This is a genomic window from Acinetobacter sp. EKM10A, from assembly GCF_011075215.1.
GTDB lineage: Bacteria > Pseudomonadota > Gammaproteobacteria > Pseudomonadales > Moraxellaceae > Acinetobacter > Acinetobacter baumannii.
In genome coordinates this window covers 25,146-44,619 of sequence record NZ_JAALLK010000019.1, presented here as the reverse complement: position 1 = coordinate 44,619, position 19,474 = coordinate 25,146, and the positions used below count along the sequence as shown (strand labels likewise).

The window sequence follows — 19,474 nt, the reverse complement described above, 5'->3', positions numbered from 1 at the left end:
ATAAAAAAACAGGGCAATGAATGCCCTGTTTTTTTTATTTATCAAGACTGTTATTGAAATATAAAGGAATCCACTGATACTGCTCAGCATTCACTTTATACACATGACCAATTCCCGGGAACGGTAAATGCGGGGCAGCTACCCATTGTTGCTTATTTGAAATTTCAGCAAACATTTTTAAACGAGTATTAATTGCCTGCTCTGAATTTACATCAAAATCTACCCCAGTTTTTGGAGCATCAAACTGTAAAGAATGTGAGTGGACAATATCACCAACAAAGACAATTTGTTGCCCTTTACTCTTCAAACGGAAGCTATGATGTCCCGGTGTGTGCCCTTGTGTATTGATTACTTCAAAACCTTGAATAACATCACCATCTTTAAAGGTTTTGAATGCTTTTTTTGCTTGATAAGGTGCAAGTGCAGCTTTTACGTTTTTAACAGTACCTAAATAATTTTCTTTTTTATCCGCTGGTACAGTTTTTTCATTTGCTGGATCTAACCAATAATCTGCTTCACGTTCATGAGCATAGATCGTTGCATTAGGAAATACGGCTTTTCCATTTTGAGCAATACCGCACACATGGTCTGGATGTAAGTGGGTCAATAAAACAGTTTTCACATTGGCAAGTTGATAGCCCGCTAATTCAAGATTTTTAGCAATTGAACCTAACTGTGGACCAAAACAACTCGCAGCTCCACTGTCAACAAGCGTCAAACTTTTACCATCATCAACTAAAAAGGCATTTACTGAAGTCTGAATCCCCTTTTCATTTACAGCAGCATATTTCGTTAAAATTTTAGTTTTTTCAGCCGGACTTAAATTTTTGAACAATTTAGGATCTAGATAAATAGTGCCATCGAGCAAGGAAGTTATCCGATAATTACCGAATTGATGATGGTAATATCCAGGTACTTGTTGAGCTGAAGCTGGTTCTGCATAGCTTATATGCAAGCTACCCATGATAAGTCCTAAGGCTACAAATAGTTTTTTCATCTCTTCTTCTCTATGGAGTTATAAAGTCAAAATCTTTAAAAAAGATTTAATATTTTTTTAAGGGCTGCACTATATAATGCATGAAAAGTGTCAAAAATATAAGTGAATGGATAGTTATTCTCCCTATAAGGGTAAAAGTGGCCTAAAGCGCATCTTGAATGCCACCAGTTATTCAATTTCAGGATTTAAAGCTGCTTACCAAAATGAAGCTGCATTTCGGCAAATTGTTTTAATTAATCTTGTACTCATCCCTGTCAGCTTTTTCCTTGATGTAACTCGCGGCGAACATGCCCTGATGATTATTGTCTGTTTGTTCGCCATCATTGTTGAGCTCTTCAACTCTGCCATTGAAGCAGTGGTTGACCGAGTTTCACTCGAGAAACACCAACTTTCCAAAAATGCGAAAGATATGGGTAGTGCCGCTCAGTTTGTTGCACTTTCTATTATTGTCGCAACTTGGCTTATTATTTTATTTGGATAAAAAAAACCATGCTTATAAATAGATAAGCATGGTTGTAACAAAAGAGGAACTTCTAGCTGCTGTTCCTGTTTTAATTTTAGGGTACTGAACTTAACTTATTCTTAAAATTACTGGAAAAATAAAAAAATCCCTGCGAATGCAGGGATTTTTTTGGGTTAAAGCGTTGATGCGTTATTACATCATTCCGCCCATACCACCCATACCGCCCATATCTGGAGCAGCTGGTTTGTCTTCAGGAATGTCAGTAATCATACATTCTGTAGTTAACATTAAGCCAGCAACAGAAGCAGCGTGTTCAAGTGCAGAACGAGTTACTTTAGCTGGGTCAAGGATACCCATTTCTAACATATCACCATATTCGCCAGTTGCAGCGTTGTAACCGAAGTTACCCTCACCATTCTTAACAGCGTTGATAACTACAGATGGCTCATCACCAGCATTCGCAACGATTTGACGAAGTGGAGCTTCAATCGCACGGCGTAAAATGTTGATACCAGCTGTTTGATCTTCGTTAGCGCCTTTTAAGCCTTCAAGAGCATTTACAGCGCGAACAAGAGCAACACCACCACCAGCAACAACACCTTCTTCAACTGCTGCACGAGTTGCGTGAAGTGCGTCGTCTACGCGGTCTTTCTTCTCTTTCATTTCAACTTCAGTTGCTGCACCGATTTTAATTACAGCAACACCGCCTGCTAACTTAGCAACACGTTCTTGTAATTTTTCACGGTCATATTCTGAAGTAGATTCTTCGATTTGAGCACGGATTTGTTGAACACGCTCAGCGATAGCAGCAGCATCACCAGCACCGTCAACAATAACTGTGTTTTCTTTAGAAACAGTGATTTTGTGCGCTGTACCTAAATCTTGAAGAGTTGCTTGTTCTAAAGACATACCAACTTCTTCAGAAATAACTGTTGCGCCAGTCAAGATCGCGATGTCTTGAAGCATTGCTTTACGACGGTCACCGAAACCAGGAGCTTTAACAGCACATACTTTGATGATACCGCGCATGTTGTTTACAACAAGAGTTGCAAGCGCTTCACCTTCAACATCTTCAGCGATGATAAGAAGTGGTTTACCAGTTTTAGCAACTGCTTCTAAAACAGAAATCAATTCACGAATGTTGCTGATTTTTTTATCAACAAGAAGGATGAACGGATTTTCAAGTTCAGCAGTTAAAGTATCTTGTTTGTTTGCAAAGTACGGAGAGATATAACCACGGTCAAACTGCATACCTTCTACAACGTCTAATGCGTCTTCGAAGCCAGAACCTTCTTCTACAGTGATTACGCCTTCTTTACCTACTTTTTCCATTGCTTGAGCAATAAGTTTACCAACAGTAGTATCAGAGTTAGCAGAGATTGAACCTACTTGTTCAATTGCTTTGAAATCATCAGCTGGTTTAGCAATAGAACGGATATTTTCAACTACAGTTTTTACTGCAATGTCGATACCGCGTTTTAAATCCATTGGGTTCATACCAGCAGTTACTGATTTGATACCTTCATTTAAAATTGCTTGAGCAAGTACAGTTGCAGTTGTTGTACCGTCACCTGCGATGTCGTTAGTTTTGCTTGAAACTTCACGAACAAGTTGAGCACCCATGTTTTCAAACTTGTCTTTTAATGAAATTTCTTTTGCAACAGTTACACCGTCTTTAGTGATGTGCGGCGCGCCGAAAGAGCGGTCGATCACAACATTACGGCCTTTAGGACCTAAAGTCACTTTAACCGCATCTGCAAGTACGTTTACCCCTGCAATCATTTTTGAGCGAGCTGAATCACCAAATTTTACGTCTTTAGCTGACATATTAAACTCCGAATCTTTTTAAATACTGAATCTGATAATGAATTGAGTTATGGATCGATTAGCCTTCTAATACAGCTAAGATGTCTGACTCTTTCATGATTAAGAGTTCTTCACCATTTACTTTAACTGTTGTACCTGCATAAGTACCAAATAACACCTTGTCACCAACTTTAACATCCAAAGCACGTACGCCGTTATCAGTGATTTGACCATTGCCTACTGCAATTACTTCACCTTGAGATGGTTTTTCAGCAGCAGAACCTGGCAATAAAATACCGCCAGCAGTTTTGGTTTCTTCTTCTACGCGACGAATCACAACGCGATCATGTAATGGACGAATGTTGCTCATAATTAACTCCATCAGACTTAGTCTTTTTGATTAATCGTTATTGCTTTAATCCAGAGCAATAACAAAATATTTAGATGTCACTTTTGTGGGGATGAAAAAAATGGCTTCAAGGGGAAAATGAAAAAAAATTCTATTTTTTTGGTCATTTTTTAACAGGTTGTGAAGAGTTTTTATTAAATTTAAAGCACAAAATAAAAGAGGCTATTTTCATAGCCTCTTTACTAAAGTTAAATATTTATATTAAACAATGATTTGCTGGTTATTTAGTAATTCGTCTAATGTTGTATTTACTTGATTTAGAGTTATCAATGACACACTATTAAACATTGTACCCTCGCCATCTCGGTCAAGACTAATAGTCGTGTTCCCAGCATCTTGCTCTACAGTAATAAATTTAGCTAATGCGCTTACATCTCTAGAATAGTCAATTAATAGTTCACTTAAATCGATTTTATCAGCTTGAAGGTCAGTTCTGATATCACCTAAAGTAAAATCTAACACCGTGTCATGTCCATTCCCGCCAGTCGCATCTTGGCTATTTAGCAATTGGAACAGTATGGAATCAGTACCTTCATTAGTCATATAGGTATCGTTACCTTCACGCCCATTCAAAACGTTATTACCAGAGTTACCTGTTAAAAGATTATCTAAAGCATTACCTGTTGCATTTAGATGAGCAGAACCAACCAGTTCCAAGTCTTCTACATAACGCCCGCTTTCTAGACCTGTCGACCAATCAGAATATCCAACCAGACTATAACTCACAGAGCTAATTATTTTATCGTGTCCACCAAAATCAACATCTCGATAGCCTGATTCAACAAGTTGGTTCTCCCAATAACCGCTTTCTACGAAAACATCTTGATAGTGGCTAGTATCTACCCAAACATCTTCATAATGACTTGTATCAACATAAACGTCTTCATAATGACTAGTATCAACCCAGCCTTCTTCTGAACGTATATAGGTCAATTCATAACCTTCTTGCCATTGTCCATTCGCAAAATCATAATATTGTTGTTCATATCGACTATAATCGCCATCTGCCATGCCATTATCAATATAAGTTATACCATTCTGATTTTGATAAACATTTTGTACAGTTGAATAACCACTTGTGACCAATTGGGAATCATAATAACCATCAACAAACCATATCTGTTCGTAATGACCTTCAGTGACCCATTCTGGATATGTATAGCTATTATCAATCCAGACATCTTTATATATTGCATACGGCTCAACAATATATTCTTGAACAAAATCAATTATATGATCAACTATATAAGTATTATCAGCAGAATCACCTTTAAACTGATCAACAGTGATTGTAGTTAAATCACTAATTGCTTTATTGATAGTTTCACTACGATTTCCAGCACGATCAATAACAGTAAGATCAAATGATGTTGCATTCTCATACATATAAACAGAGAAAGTTCCATCAACCATAACCGTCGTACTTATTACAGAAGTTACAGAAGATTCTTGATCAGCAAAATGATATATAACTTCAAGGATAGCTCTACTTTCTGCATGTCCCGCGAGCTCTCCCAATCCATTTATGGCAAGTTGTGTGGCTACATTCGGTACTGTTGTATCATTCGTAGCAACAATCGTTGAGCCCACACTTATATTTTGATTGGCATCAACTACTTTTACTGTCAATGTTTCACCATGCCAATATTGTGACCATAATTGCACCCAGAAAGTACCACTACTTCCCACAGTAGTCTGACCAACTAAATTATTATTAGCATCGAAAATATTAACAGTTGAATATGCTTCAGCCTCCCCAGAAAGTATATTTCCTTCTTCCAATACAAGTTGTGTTGCTGCATTTGGCGCAACGATGTCTATCGGTGCCTTAATTTCTGTATAAACGCTTTGATACCCATTATGTTCCACAACAACACGTAAAGTTTGTCCATTCACCTGAGGTGAGTATAACTGGATATTAAAATATCCAGTTTCATCTACAGAACCACCGCCAATATAATTACTATACACATCAAAAATATGCATCTCACTATTTGGTGTAGCAGTTCCCTCAATGAAGAAACCATTTTCAGATAAAACAACATGATCTGCTGATGGTGGTGCATTAATATCTGCATTAAAAGTAATATTAAATGGCGTACTTATATTTTTAGCTAAATCCGTTGCCGTGATAAATAATTGCTCTCCACGTAATACAGGTGGATACATACCAACATTGAAATATCCAGCTTCCTCCATTTGAAATTCTGCTCGTAAATCTCCATCCGCATCTATTACTTTAATAATTACTTTTGAATCAGCATGTCCAGTTATCTCATGACCGTCGTTACTAATCGCTACCTCATTAATCACTGGAGCAATATTGTCTAATGGCGCAATAAGTTCAGTGATTGGGCTGTATTGATATGTATTCTGGTCATAAACTCGAATTAGTAACGTCTGTCCATGTAGATAATAGCTATTTAACTTAATAGCAAAACTACCATCTTCATTAACTATACTGCTCCATTCTCCATTAATGATCTGACCATCAGTAGATGTGACAACAATCGTCATTCCTGCTGTCGCCTTACCTGTAAGAATATGGCCATTTACATCCAATTTTAGCTCTGTTGCAGCAATTGGTGAGTTGGTAAATAAAGGTACTATTTCATTAACAACTTCACTGCGGTTACCTGCTTGATCTTTGACAACGATACTTAAATTTTGTGTCTGGTATTGACTCAAATTGATCCATTGATTAAAGACCCCACCATATCCAACATCAGTTGTTGTGATAACTGCACCATATTGATCAATAATTTCAATCGTTGCATTTGGCTCAGCCTCACCAAAAAGCAATCCATCTGAGCTTAAAGTAATATTTGTAGCTGCTGCTGGTGCAACATTATCAATTAAAGCATTTTGCTTAACTTCAACACTTCGGTTACCAGCTATATCTACAACGATGAAAGTTAATTCCTCTCCATGTAAATAAACCTGATTGAAATAACCTATCACGTTACCTTGGCTATCAACATATCCCCAACCAGCGCGGTTGCCAAATTGATCTAGTACTTCAATTCGAGTATCTGCTTCAGCACGCCCCGTAAAGTACTGACCATTTACATCAAAAACAATATTCTCAATTTGATTTGGCGCAATATCATCAATCAAAGCATTCTGCTTGACCTCTGTACTGCGGTTACCTGCTCGGTCAACTACAACAAAAGTAAGCTCTTCTCCATGTAAATAGACTTGATTAAAAGAACCTGACACATTACCAATACTATCTACATAACCAGAACCTACGACCTCACCCTCAGTATTTTTAACTTCGATTCGGCTATCGGCTTCTGCTTGCGCTGTAAAGTTTTGACCATTTTCATTTAAGACGATGTTTTCAATCGGATTTGGTGCAATATCATCAGTTAAAGCATTTTGCTTAAATTCAATACTTTGATTACCTGCTTTATCTATAACAATAAAAGTGAGTTCCTCACCTTTTAAATAAACCTGATTGAAGTGACCTGACACATTACCAGTACTATCGACATAACCATAGCCAACAAACTCACCCGCAGCATTTTTGACACTAATAAAACTATTTGCTTCTGCTTGTGCTGTAAAATTTTGCCCATTTTCATTAAAGATGATGTTTTCAATCGGCTTTGGTGCAATGGTATCCATCAAAGCATTTAACTTCATTTCATCACTACGGTTACCTACTCGGTCTATAACAACGAACGTTAATTCTTCTCCATGTAAATACACTTGATAGAAGTAACCCGTCACATTACCAGTGCTATCGGTAGAACCCCAACCTATCTGACTACCAAATGAGTCAAAAATTTCAATCTGACTATTTGCTTCTGCTTGTGCCGTAAAGCTTTGGCCATTTGCATCAAATACAATATTTTTAATCGGATTTGGGGCAATATCATCAAGCGGCGCCTTAACTGAAACAGCTTCACTCACATTTCCAGCAAGGTCTTTAACAATGACTGTAAACTCTTCACCCTGTAAATTGTAAGTACCGAAAAAAATAGTAAATGTACCATCAGCATTTACACTCTGACTCCACGTATTCATCTGCTGACCATTTTGATCAAAAATCTGGATGAAGGTATTTGGCTCAGCTACACCAGAAAGGGATGAACCATCTTCATTAAAGACCAGATCACTTGCAGCTACAGGAGCAATATCATCAAGCGGTGCTTTTACAGTAACCTCACCACTCAAATTACCAGCCTGATCAACTACAACTACTTTAAATACTTCTCCATGCATGTAGTTACTGTTTAAATAGATGTTAAATGTTCCGTCCCAATTAACATTATTATTCCACTGATTTAATAATTGACCATACTGATCAAATATTTGAATCGTCGCATTTGGCTCAGCCATACCACTTAGATATGAGCCATCTTCACTAAATACTAAATTAGTCGCATTTTCCGGTGCTGTATTATCAAGAAAGGCTGTTTGTTTTACTTCAATGCTACGATTACCAGCTTGATCAATCACAACAAAAGTGAGCTCCTCACCTTTTAAATAAACTTGATTCAAGTAACCTGACACATTACCAGCACTATCCACATAACCAGAACCTACAACCTCACCCGCAGCATTTTTAACTTCAACTTTGCTATTTGCTTCTGCTTGCGCTGTAAAGTTTTGACCATTTTCATTAAAGATAATGTTTTCAATCGCATTCGGAGCAATGTCATCAATCAAGGCATTCTGCTTGACCTCTGTACTGCGGTTACCCACTCGATCAACTACAACAAAAGTGAGTTCTTCACCATGTAAATAGACCTGATAGAAGTAACCAGAAACATTACCCATGCTATCGGTTGAACCAGTTCCTATGACTTCACCAGCAGTATTTTTGACTTCAATTTGAGTGTTTGCTTCTGCCTGAGCTGTAAAGTTCTGTCCGTTTGCATCAAGTAAAATATTCTCAATCGGATTTGGTGCGATATTATCAATCAAGGCATTCTGCTTGACCTCTGTACTGCGGTTACCAGCTCGGTCAACGACAACAAAAGTGAGCTCTTCTCCATGTAAATAGACTTGATATAAATAACCTGACACGTTACCAGCGCCATCCACATAACCTGAACCTACAATCTCACCAACAGCATTTTTAACTTCAATTTGAGTATTTGCTTCTGCTTGCGCTGTAAAGTTTTGACCATTGATATCTAATATAATATTTTCAATCGGATTTGGCGCAATATCATCAATCAAGGCATTCTGCTTGACCTCTGTACTGCGGTTACCCGCTCGGTCAACTACAATAAAAGTGAGCTCTTCGCCATGTAAATGCACTTGATACAAATATCCTGAAACATTACCTGCACTATCTGCTGATCCATAACCTACGACGTCACCGTTATTATTTTTGATTTCAATTTGGCTATTTGCTTCTGCCTGAGCTGTAAAGTTCTGACCATTGAGATCTAATACAATATTTTCAATCGGATTTGGTGCAACGTCATCATTCAAAGCACTCTGCTTGACCTCTGCACTGCGGTTACCTGCTCGATCGATCACGACAAAAGTAAGTTCCTCACCGTGTAAGTAAACTTGCTGAAAATAACCCGATACATTACCTGAGCTATCGGTGTAACCAAAACCAATCTTATTTCCAGTCTGATCTAATACATCAATAGAACTTCCGGCTTCTGCCTGAGCTGTAAAACTTTGGCCATTTTCGTTGAAGATGATATTTTCAATCGGATTTGGTGCAATGGTATCAATTAAAGCATTTTGCTTAAATTCGATACTGCGATTACCTGCTCGATCTATAACAACAAAAATTGAGTTCCTCACCGTGTAAATAAGTTTGATTGAAAGAACCAGAAGCATTACCTGCACTATCTGTAGAACCCCAACCTGTCTGATTACCCAATGAATCAAAAACTTCGATCTGACTATTTGCTTCTGCTTGTGCTGTAAAGTTTTGACCATTTGCATCAAGTAAAATATTTTTAATTGGATTCGGTGCAATATCGTCAAGCGGCGCATTTATTGAAATAGCCTCACTCACATTTCCGGCTTGGTCTTTAACAGTGACTGTGAATGCTTCTCCATGTAAATTGTTACTACCTAAGTAAATAGTAAATGTACCGTCAGAGTTAATGGTGTTATTCCATATATTCACTAGCTGACCATTATGATCAAAAACCTGAATCGTAGTATTCAGTTCTGCTACACCCGTAAGATATGAACCATCTTCTGAGAAAACTAAATTGCTGGCTGGTGTAGGAGCAACCGTATCAGCGGTAATTACAGTATCAGCACTTACTTGCCCACGTGCATCCTTAATTGATAAGAAAAACTGCTCACCATCGACAAGAGGACGATCAAGCTGGAGTTTAAAATAACTTGATCCATTCCAACCGTTATCTTCACCAACTTTAATTTCAGCTACAACGTCACCTTTGGCATCTTTAACAGTGAGAGTACTATTATTTTCAGCTTGCCCACTTATCACGCCATCCGAAGTAAAGCTATCTACATGGGGGGCAAAAGCATAGTTAGGCGCTTGTATCTGAGCTGCTAAACTTACATTTCCATTTACATCGGTAGCCGTGACATAAACTGTCTCAGCATTGGTTAAAAATGTACCTAGTTCTATTGAGAAACTTCCACTCTCATCGGTCCAGTTATTCCAAAACCATTTATTAAGAATATTTCCTTGCCCATCTTTAACTAAAATTTCAGAGAAAGGTTCTGCATGACCATAAACTAAATCACCAGCATCATTGAAATTTAACTCCGTTGGAGCAGATGGAGGAGTCAGATCTACGATGATATTTTGCTCAGGACTCATTAACCCTTTATTATCAATAATTTGAACGGAAATTTTCTCTCCATCAATTAAAGGGCGGTTTACATTCAAGCTAAAATGACTAAAGTCACTCCAACTATTTTCATCACCTAATGTAACCTTTCCTAATTCATTGCCGTCAGCATCACGTACAATTACCGTACTATTATCTTCAGCAACTCCTGAAATTAAGCCTTCTTGTGTAATACGTTCAATATGTGGAATATAAGCAAAGTTTGGAACCTCGATTAGGGTTTCACTCGTATTTTGATTTTTATCTACTACTTGTACAGTAACCGTTTCGCTTTCTTTTAAAAATTGGAACACTTGTAAACTTGCAAAGCCTTGCTCATCGGTAAAACCGGTAGCAATTAAATTGCCTTCTCCAGAAAATGCACGAATAAAGCTGTTAGGTTCATTAACATGTACTGATAAAGTTTCACCACTAATATCAAATTGTGGAGTTTCTAAAAATACTGCTGGAGTATAGTCTGCAGTAATATATTGTGGATGGCCTGAAATATTATCTTTATCTGTAGTGATAATAATTTGAGCCCCTTCCTCTAAAGGCTGATCGAGGGACAAAATAAATGGTCTTAATTCGCCTAATGCCATTACACTAAATGGTGTAATACCAGAGCTATCAAATACATTAGAATTAAATTCTTGTAGAATATTTCCATTCTGATCTTTTACAATAAAATGACTACCTTCAGTCGCATAACCACTAATCACGCCTTCTGGACTAATTCGTGTAATACTAATAGCTGGAACTTCAGTAACTAGCCCAATTGATGAATTTTCACTACTATAACCATTATAAGTAGCGACTGCGTAAACTTCTTGATTTGAGTTAATTGAAAGATCTTGTAAAGTAAATTTACCTTCTTCATTAGTTATTGTACTTGCAAGCCAATCACCATTTTTATTGTAGATATCGACCTTACTTCCTTTATATGCACTACCTGAAATGATAGCTCCATCTATATTGTTGAAAGTCAGTGAATCTAGGGTTGGTGAATTCGGAGTATGATCCACATTATAATTTTGGGTATGTTTGATAATGGCTGTATTGCCAGCTTGATCAGTAAGACTAATCTCAATTGATATATTGGTTTGCGGCTCTACTGACCAAAGAAACTCTGCTGGAATTTCAGTAACCCATTCTTGCGTGACTTCATCAAAATGAAAATTATAAGTAACATTGTCTAATGTCGTATTTACTGATGTCAGTGAGCTATTTAAATCTGTGGGTAAATTAGCTATTTCAAGTCTTATAGAAATAACTTGATCTTTTTCAACTAGACTTATTGTATTGTCTTCAGTAATCGGCTTTACAATCACTGTGGTTGATTCAACATTTAAGGAATTATCTACAATAACTTTTTGTATAGCAGATTCTGAGATATTGCCTGCGAGGTCTGTCACTATAGCTTTATATTGGTAAATACCATCAGCTAAATCTTTTTGATCAGCTGTTGTCTCTTGCCAAGTTTTTCCTTCATCTTTTGAAACTTCATAGTGGTCTAGTAAAGCGGCTTGTTCCCCAATCACAATCGGTTGAGCTAGCTTTAAAGTAAAACCATTATCTTGCGTAATCTGATCTGTTGCTGAAACACCTGTATCATTCAAATCAGATAAAGTGAGTTTACCTGCTTGCGGTGCGGTAGTATCCACAACCACTTTTTGTACAGCCGTTTCCGAGGTATTGCCGGCAGCGTCTGTCACTACAGCTTTATATTTGTAAACACCATCAGTTAAATCTTTTTGGGCTACCGTGGTTTCCTGCCAAGTTTTTCCTTCATCGGTAGAAACTAAATATGTTACTCGGCTACCAGTTTCCTGTACTTCCAGTTTTAAATTGAAGTTTTTATCTTGCGTGATCTGATCTGTTACTGAAACGCCTGTATCATTCAAGTCAGATAGAGTCAGTTCACCTGCTTGTGGTATGGTAGTATCCACAACCACTTTTTGTACAGCCGTTTCCGAGGTATTGCCAGCAGCGTCTGTCACTACAGCTTTATATTGGTAAACACCATCAGTTAAATCTTTTTGGGCTACCGTGGTTTCCTGCCAAGTTTTTCCTTCATCAGTGGAAACTAAATATGTTACTCGGCTACCAGTTTCCTGTCCTTCAAGCTTTAAAGTGAAGTTTTTATCTTGTGTGATCTGATCTGTTACTGAAACGCCTGTATCATTCAAGTCAGATAGAGTCAGTTCACCTGCTTGTGGTGTGGTAGTATCCACAACCACTTTTTGTACAGCCGTTTCCGAGGTATTGCCGGCAGTGTCTGTCACTACAGCTTTATATTGGTAAACACCATCAGTTAAATCTTTTTGAGCGACCGTTGTATCTTGCCAAGTTTTTCCTTCATCGGTAGAGACCAAATATGTTACTCGGCTGCCGCTTTCCTGTCCTTCAAGCTTTAAATTGAAGTTTTTATCTTGCGTGATCTGATCTGTGGCTGAAACACCTGTATCACTCAAGTCAGATAAAGTCAGTTCACCTGCTTGCGGCGCGGTAGTATCCACAACCACTTTTTGTACAGCCGTTTCCGAGGTATTGCCAGCAGCGTCTGTCACTACAGCTTTATAAAGATAAATACCATCAGCTAAATCTTTTTGATTTAATGTCGTCTCCTGCCAGGTTTTACCTTCATCGGTAGAGATTAAATACGTTACGCTACTTCCCTTTTCCTGTCCGCTGAGTTTTAAATTAAACTTGTTATCATTCGTGATCTGATCTTGTGTTAACTCCCCTGAATCTAAAAGATTTTGGAAAGACAATTTACCTGGTTCCGGAGGTGTTTTATCTTTGGCGTCTTGCTGAGATAATAATGCAACTGTCCCTGCACCAGCTAAAGCACTAACAACCCAAGACCAGATAGGTACAGAAGATGAAGCGTCTATATATTTTGGTATCTCTTTTAATTCTAAATAATTAACAGTGGTCTGTCCTGTAGCATCTTCAGCTAAATTAGCAGTCCAATAAGTCTGCCCTTCATTTAAAAGAATTTGTGGATTTTCACTAATAAAAAAGTTCTCTAAAACAATTTCAGTCCCATCTTTTAGATGAATAACCGCACTATTACCATCTCTTGTTATTGAAGCAATTTTTTCTGGATTAATATCAATTTTTGCGATTACCTTCGGATCTATTACAATATTTTTTGTTTGGCCAACATTAATATCAACTGTATTATTTTTTGAAGCATTATTTGCCATTAATGATACTTGTACCATTTTTCCACCATGAAATTTCAAATAATTATTAAGTTTTTCTAAAATATTAAGTCAAATAGAGACTCATTTTAATAAAATATTATTAAAGAACATAAAAAACTAAATCCATATTATAGCTAGTTAAAAAGCACGGCTTTTTATATAGTCAAAATCTTTTTATGCATTAATATTATTTTTTAAAATGATAAAACATTTAAAATGTTTTCCTATTCCCCATATATAGAATTTTTAGCTTAAGCATTGTAATGGATAAAATTTTATCAATCTACTCATAAGTTAAGTGTCTTATAGAATTTTTATAAATTAAATTAATTGAAAAATCTTTAAATCGTAATTAAACCAATAATGCTGAATTTTTCCTTCATTTGAAATTGTATTAAAGCTATTTGGATTATGATGATATAAGCGAGTAGAAGTTGCTGTACCTGCATGTATATCAAAAATTGGATGATCTATTTTTAAAGAATAAATCTGAGTTAAATCATATATAGCTGTTTTATGGAGATGCCCATGTAACATTCCAAATAGACCAGTTGTACTCCACTTTTCTAAAGCGATTTTACCCAGAACCGGACAATCTTTTATTCCATGCTTATTATCAGGGGGCGTATAAAAGGGTTGATGAAAAACAACTAGCTTTATTTTATTTTTAGGTCCTCTGTCTAAGCGCTCATAAGTAGCTTGAATTTGTTCAATCGAAATATGCCCACGCGTATGATAACGACGACGTATACTATTCACCCCAACAATATAAAAATGTTCAGTTTCTAAAGTCGGCTCTAATTCACCAAAAAAATATCTATAACGGGTAAATGGAGAAAAAAAACGGTTCCAGACATGATACAAAGGTATATCGTGGTTACCAGGCACCACAAGATAAGGAATATTGAGGCTATCTAAATACTGTCGACATTTAAAAAATTGTTCATATTTGGCGCGTTGAGTAATATCGCCGCTCACAACAATCACTTCAGGCTGTTGCTGAATACAAAAATCTCTTATTGCCTCTAAACACTCTTTTTTTTCTGTCCCAAAGTGTAAATCAGACAGATGTAGTAACATTCGGCACCATAATATTTAAAGCATTTTTTTCTACAGTGAAATTTAAAGGAGGTTTCATCTCTATGATTTCTCCATCTAAGGCCACTGTGAGTTTGGTTTTCTTTGCACATTCAACAATGACATGATCAGCACAAAAACTATATACATCTTGTGCATCTTCAACTTTACCTTGAACCCATTGCCAAAGCATATTTAGTAAACTCAGCTTATCACTTTTTGTAATTACAACTCCAGCGACTCTTCCCTGTGCTGCACATTCTGCAATTCTGAGCTTCATATCACATAGTTGCAATTGGTTATTTCCAAAGAAAATAAGCGGCGCTTTAACTGGATATTTCTTGCCATCTACAGTTATAGAAAGCTTCATTGATTTATTTTCTCTCAATAAAACATCTAAAGCTGAGGTATAGGCATGTAAAGGCAGTCTTCCTAAATATTTATTGTAGAGTTCGCGTTTTTTGATAAAAAGAGGATATAAACCTAAACTGGCATTATTTAGATAAATATGATCATTAATAGCTGCTACATGTACTGACCTAGGTTTACCTGTTGCAATAACCTCTGCTGCCTCTAAAAGGTCTAACGGAATCTCTAAAACTTTAGCAACATAATTAAAAGTCCCTAAAGGCAGAATTCCCATGGGAATAGAAGTATTTTTAAGTTTAGTTGCAACCGCATTTAAAGTACCATCTCCTCCTGCCGCAACAACCACTCCTGTATTTTCATTTTGTGAATGTCGATGAATAACATTATTTATCAAATCATCAAATAATGTATTTTCATTTAATTCAAATACTTGTATTTCAAAACCATATTCTGTAAATACAGTCATGAGCTGCTCATAGACGTCTTCATGTTTTGAAGCATGAAATCCTGATTTTTCGTTATAGATGATTGAAAGAGGTTTCAAAGGCCGCATTTTATTATCGTAAAGTCAGTTCTTTATTCTATTTTGTATATAAAATCGCCTATTAAAAGTCTCTTTATGTAAATTTTGAATGAGCTTCATTTGTATAATCAATAATAATTCTCAAAAAATTTTTTCAACCATAATTTATTGATTTTAAATAAAATAATTTAGATAAATAACATACATATAACATAAAAATATAAAAGTAAAAACCTTATAAAAACATATAAACATATGATTTTAATTAAAAAATAAAGAAAACTCCAAATATCTGCTAGTTAGTCTTTAGTCTTATTTTTTTTATGATTTTATGCTTTAATACAGCCACTTTTTTATTTGATCTTTCATTGTATCCCAATGAATGACTTGTACGTTGTACATATTTTGAATAGGCCTCACCATGACCACAGTGAACGCACCAGAATTCGTTCGTCATCCTAAGCTTATAGCATGGGTTGAAGAAATTGCAAACTTAACCAAACCAGCAAAAATCGAATGGTGTGACGGAAGCGAAGAAGAGTATCAACGTCTAATCGACTTGATGATCGCTAACGGCACCATGCAGAAATTAAACCAAGAAAAACATCCTGGTTCTTATCTTGCAAATTCTGACCCATCTGACGTTGCGCGTGTTGAAGATCGTACTTACATCTGCTCTCAAAATAAAGAAGATGCTGGTGCGACAAACAACTGGGAAGATCCAGCTGTTATGCGTGAAAAATTAAATGGTTTATTTGAAGGTTCAATGAAAGGCCGTACCATGTACGTTGTTCCTTTCTCTATGGGTCCTTTAGGTAGTCATATTGCTCACATTGGTATCGAGTTAACTGACTCTCCTTATGTAGCTGTTAGCATGCGCAAAATGGCACGTATGGGTAAAGCAGTTTATGACGTATTAGGTACAGATGGCGAGTTTGTTCCTTGCGTACATACAGTAGGCGCTCCACTTGCTGAAGGTCAAAAAGATGTTGCTTGGCCTTGTAACCCAGAGAAATATATCGTTCATTACCCAGAAACTCGCGAAATCTGGTCTTTCGGTTCTGGTTACGGCGGTAACGCGTTACTTGGTAAAAAATGTTTAGCTCTTCGTATCGCTTCTGTCATGGGACGCGAACAAGGTTGGTTAGCTGAACACATGCTTATTCTTGGTGTAACTAACCCTCAAGGTGAAAAACACTACATCGCTGCTGCATTCCCGTCTGCTTGTGGTAAAACAAACTTTGCAATGTTAATTCCACCAGCAGGTTATGAAGGTTGGAAAATCGAAACTGTAGGTGACGATATTGCTTGGATTAAACCAGGTGAAGATGGTCGCTTATATGCAATTAACCCTGAAGCTGGTTTCTTCGGTGTAGCACCTGGTACAAATACCAAAACTAACCCGAACTGTATGGCAACTCTTCACAAAGACGTTATCTATACAAACGTAGCAGTAACTGACGATGGTCAAGTATGGTGGGAAGGTCTTTCTAAAGAAGTTCCAGCAAACTTAACTAACTGGAAAGGTCAACCTCACGTAAACGGCGAAAAAGCAGCACATCCAAACGCTCGTTTCACTGTTGCAGCAGGTCAATGTCCATCTATCGACGCTGATTGGGAAAACCCAGCAGGTGTTCCAATTTCTGCATTCATCTTCGGTGGTCGTCGTGCAGATACAGTACCTTTAGTTTCTGAAGCTTTCGACTGGGTTGACGGTGTATATAAAGCGGCAACTATGGGTTCTGAAACTACTGCTGCTGCTGTTGGTCAACAAGGTATTGTTCGCCGTGACCCATTCGCGATGCTTCCATTTGCTGGCTATAACATGGCTGACTACTTTGACCACTGGTTAAACCTTGGTGCGAAAGTAAGTGAAAAAGCTGAAGCTTCTGGCAACAAATTACCAAAAATCTTCAATGTAAACTGGTTCCGTCGTGATGCTGAAGGCAACTTCGTATGGCCTGGTTTCGGTCAAAACATGCGTGTTCTTGAGTGGATCATTGATCGTTGTGAAGGTCGTGCGAACGCTGTTGAAACACCTATCGGTTTTGTTCCAACATATGAAGACTTGAATTGGGAAGGCACTGAGTTCACTAAAGAACAATTTGACCTCATCACAAATCAAGATAAAGACCAGTGGGTTACTGAAATTGAAAGCCACACTGAGTTATTCAATAAACTTGGCGAACGCTTACCTAAAGCATTAAAAGAACGTCAAGCAGCTTTACTTGAAGCTGTAAAAACTGGCTTCTAATTGCTCTATATAAAAAAGGTCGCCATGTGCGACCTTTTTTATTATGCGGCATCGTCTTTTAATCGACGTTCTGATAAATAGGCTTCTAAAACTTTTACCTGTTTTTCATCAAATGCCAAACCTAATTTAGATCTGCGCCAAAGTATATCTTCTGCTGTGTGAGCCCATTCATATTCACACAAATATCTGACTTCACACTCAAACAAATCATGGCCAAAATGTTGACCCAATTGTTCTATAGCATTTCGCTCTTTAAGCATATTCCACACTCTTGTGCCATATGCATGAGCCCAACGGTTGGCAAGTGCGTCAGAAATTCTACTTACACGTGTTTTAATCTGATTGATTAAATCATCTAGTGTGGTCCAGTTTTCGGCGCCAGGTAATGCTTCATCTGCAGTCCACTCCTCTGCCATGTCATTAAAAAAAGGAGCCAGATGTTCTAAAGCAGCTTCGGCTAACTTTCGGTAAGTTGTAATCTTGCCCCCAAACACTGAGAGCAATGGTGTGGTTTTATCTTCTGCCTGTAGAGCCAAAGTATAGTCGCGTGTAATTGCAGATGGATTATCCGACTCATCATCACATAAAGCACGCACCCCCGAGTACTGACTTACAATATCAGCTCGCGTCAACTGCTTTTTAAAATGTGAATTTGTCACTGTCAAAAGGTAATCAATTTCCACATCAGTAATCTCTACTTTTTGTGGATCACCTGTGTATTCCTGATCTGTTGTACCAATGAGGGTATATTTTTCTAAATAAGGAATTGCAAAAACGATCCGTCGATCTTCGTTTTGCATAATAAAGGCCTTATGGCAGTCATATAATTTTGGCACAACAATATGACTTCCTTGTATAAGCCTAATTTGATAAGGCGAACTTAATCCCAGGTTTTCACTAATAATTTCTTCAACCCAAGGTCCCGCCGCATTTACAATAGCTTTCGCACGTATCTGATAAAACTCAGCTCCGCTTTGTAACTCCAGATGCCACAATTCCTGTTGTCTATAAGCCTTAACACAACGTGTACGTGTAACGACTTTTGCCCCTTTCTCTTTAGCTTGTAGTGCATTTAACACCACAAGACGCGCATCATCTACAGTACAGTCAGAATATTCAAAACCACGTGTTATCGCTGGTTTTAAAGGGCTGTCTTCTTTGAAATAAATGAGATTTGATCCTAATAATTTTTCTCGTTTTCCCAAATGATCATAAAAAAATAGACCTGCTCGAATTAGCCATGCAGGGCGTAAATGGGGTCGATGAGGCATGATAAAACGCATTGGTTTAATAATATGTGGCGCTTTAGCTAGCAATACTTCACGCTCTGCTAATGCTTCTCTGACCAGCCTGAATTCTTTATGTTCTAAATAACGTAGGCCGCCATGAATTAATTTGCTGCTAGCAGATGAGGTATGGCTGGCTAAATCATCTTTTTCACATAAAAATACCGATAATCCGCGCCCTGCTGCATCATTGGCAATACCAACACCATTAATACCGCCACCAATTACGGCAAGATCATATATTTTTGAACAATCATTAGGTTGTACTTTCATTTCTCATGTTCTTT

General features: G+C 37.3%; 8 protein-coding genes and 1 pseudogene. 2 read left to right on the top strand and 7 right to left on the bottom strand.

The genetic code is table 11. The annotated features are described in order from the left end of the window. Positions 1–34: 34 nt before the first annotated feature. Positions 35–997 carry an MBL fold metallo-hydrolase gene (locus tag G9371_RS17200; protein WP_029423991.1) on the bottom strand — a complete coding sequence of 321 codons (963 nt, stop codon included), beginning with the start codon at positions 995–997 and terminating at the stop codon, positions 35–37. Positions 998–1,103: 106 nt separating this feature from the next. Between G9371_RS17200 and G9371_RS17195 the strand changes: the two genes are divergently transcribed. Further along, on the top strand, positions 1,104–1,478 hold the full coding sequence (locus G9371_RS17195; RefSeq protein ID WP_000379022.1) for a diacylglycerol kinase: 375 nt from the start codon (positions 1,104–1,106) through the stop codon (positions 1,476–1,478). 174 nt (positions 1,479–1,652) lie between these two features. Here the strand turns inward: G9371_RS17195 and groL are convergent, their stop codons facing one another. From groL to G9371_RS17170, 5 genes and pseudogenes are all read right to left on the bottom strand, one after another. Then, positions 1,653–3,287: a chaperonin GroEL gene (groL, locus tag G9371_RS17190; protein WP_001274623.1), complete on the bottom strand. Its 1,635-nt coding sequence runs from the start codon at positions 3,285–3,287 to the stop codon at positions 1,653–1,655. A 58-nt stretch (positions 3,288–3,345) separates the two neighbouring features. Further along, a complete protein-coding gene (groES, locus tag G9371_RS17185) occupies positions 3,346–3,636 on the bottom strand; it encodes a co-chaperone GroES (RefSeq protein ID WP_000065579.1) in 291 nt (96 codons plus the stop codon). 240 nt (positions 3,637–3,876) lie between these two features. Further along, a pseudogene (gene blp1 / locus G9371_RS17180) lies at positions 3,877–13,696 on the bottom strand (biofilm-associated Ig-like repeat protein Blp1). Positions 13,697–13,999: 303 nt separating this feature from the next. Continuing rightward, on the bottom strand, positions 14,000–14,758 hold the full coding sequence (locus G9371_RS17175) for a metallophosphoesterase family protein (protein WP_000924309.1): 759 nt from the start codon (positions 14,756–14,758) through the stop codon (positions 14,000–14,002). Continuing rightward, complete coding sequence (locus G9371_RS17170) at positions 14,739–15,677, bottom strand: diacylglycerol/lipid kinase family protein (protein WP_001247645.1); 939 nt, start codon at positions 15,675–15,677, stop codon at positions 14,739–14,741. The genes G9371_RS17175 and G9371_RS17170 overlap by 20 nt, the downstream gene beginning before the upstream one ends. A gap of 391 nt (positions 15,678–16,068) precedes the next feature. Between G9371_RS17170 and G9371_RS17165 the strand changes: the two genes are divergently transcribed. Continuing rightward, complete coding sequence (locus G9371_RS17165; protein WP_000214355.1) at positions 16,069–17,901, top strand: phosphoenolpyruvate carboxykinase (GTP); 1,833 nt, start codon at positions 16,069–16,071, stop codon at positions 17,899–17,901. Between the two features lie 41 nt (positions 17,902–17,942). Here the strand turns inward: G9371_RS17165 and glpD are convergent, their stop codons facing one another. After that, positions 17,943–19,460, bottom strand: coding sequence for a glycerol-3-phosphate dehydrogenase (gene glpD / locus G9371_RS17160; RefSeq protein ID WP_005109537.1), 1,518 nt, complete (start codon positions 19,458–19,460; stop codon positions 17,943–17,945). Between the last annotated feature and the right edge of the window lie 14 nt (positions 19,461–19,474).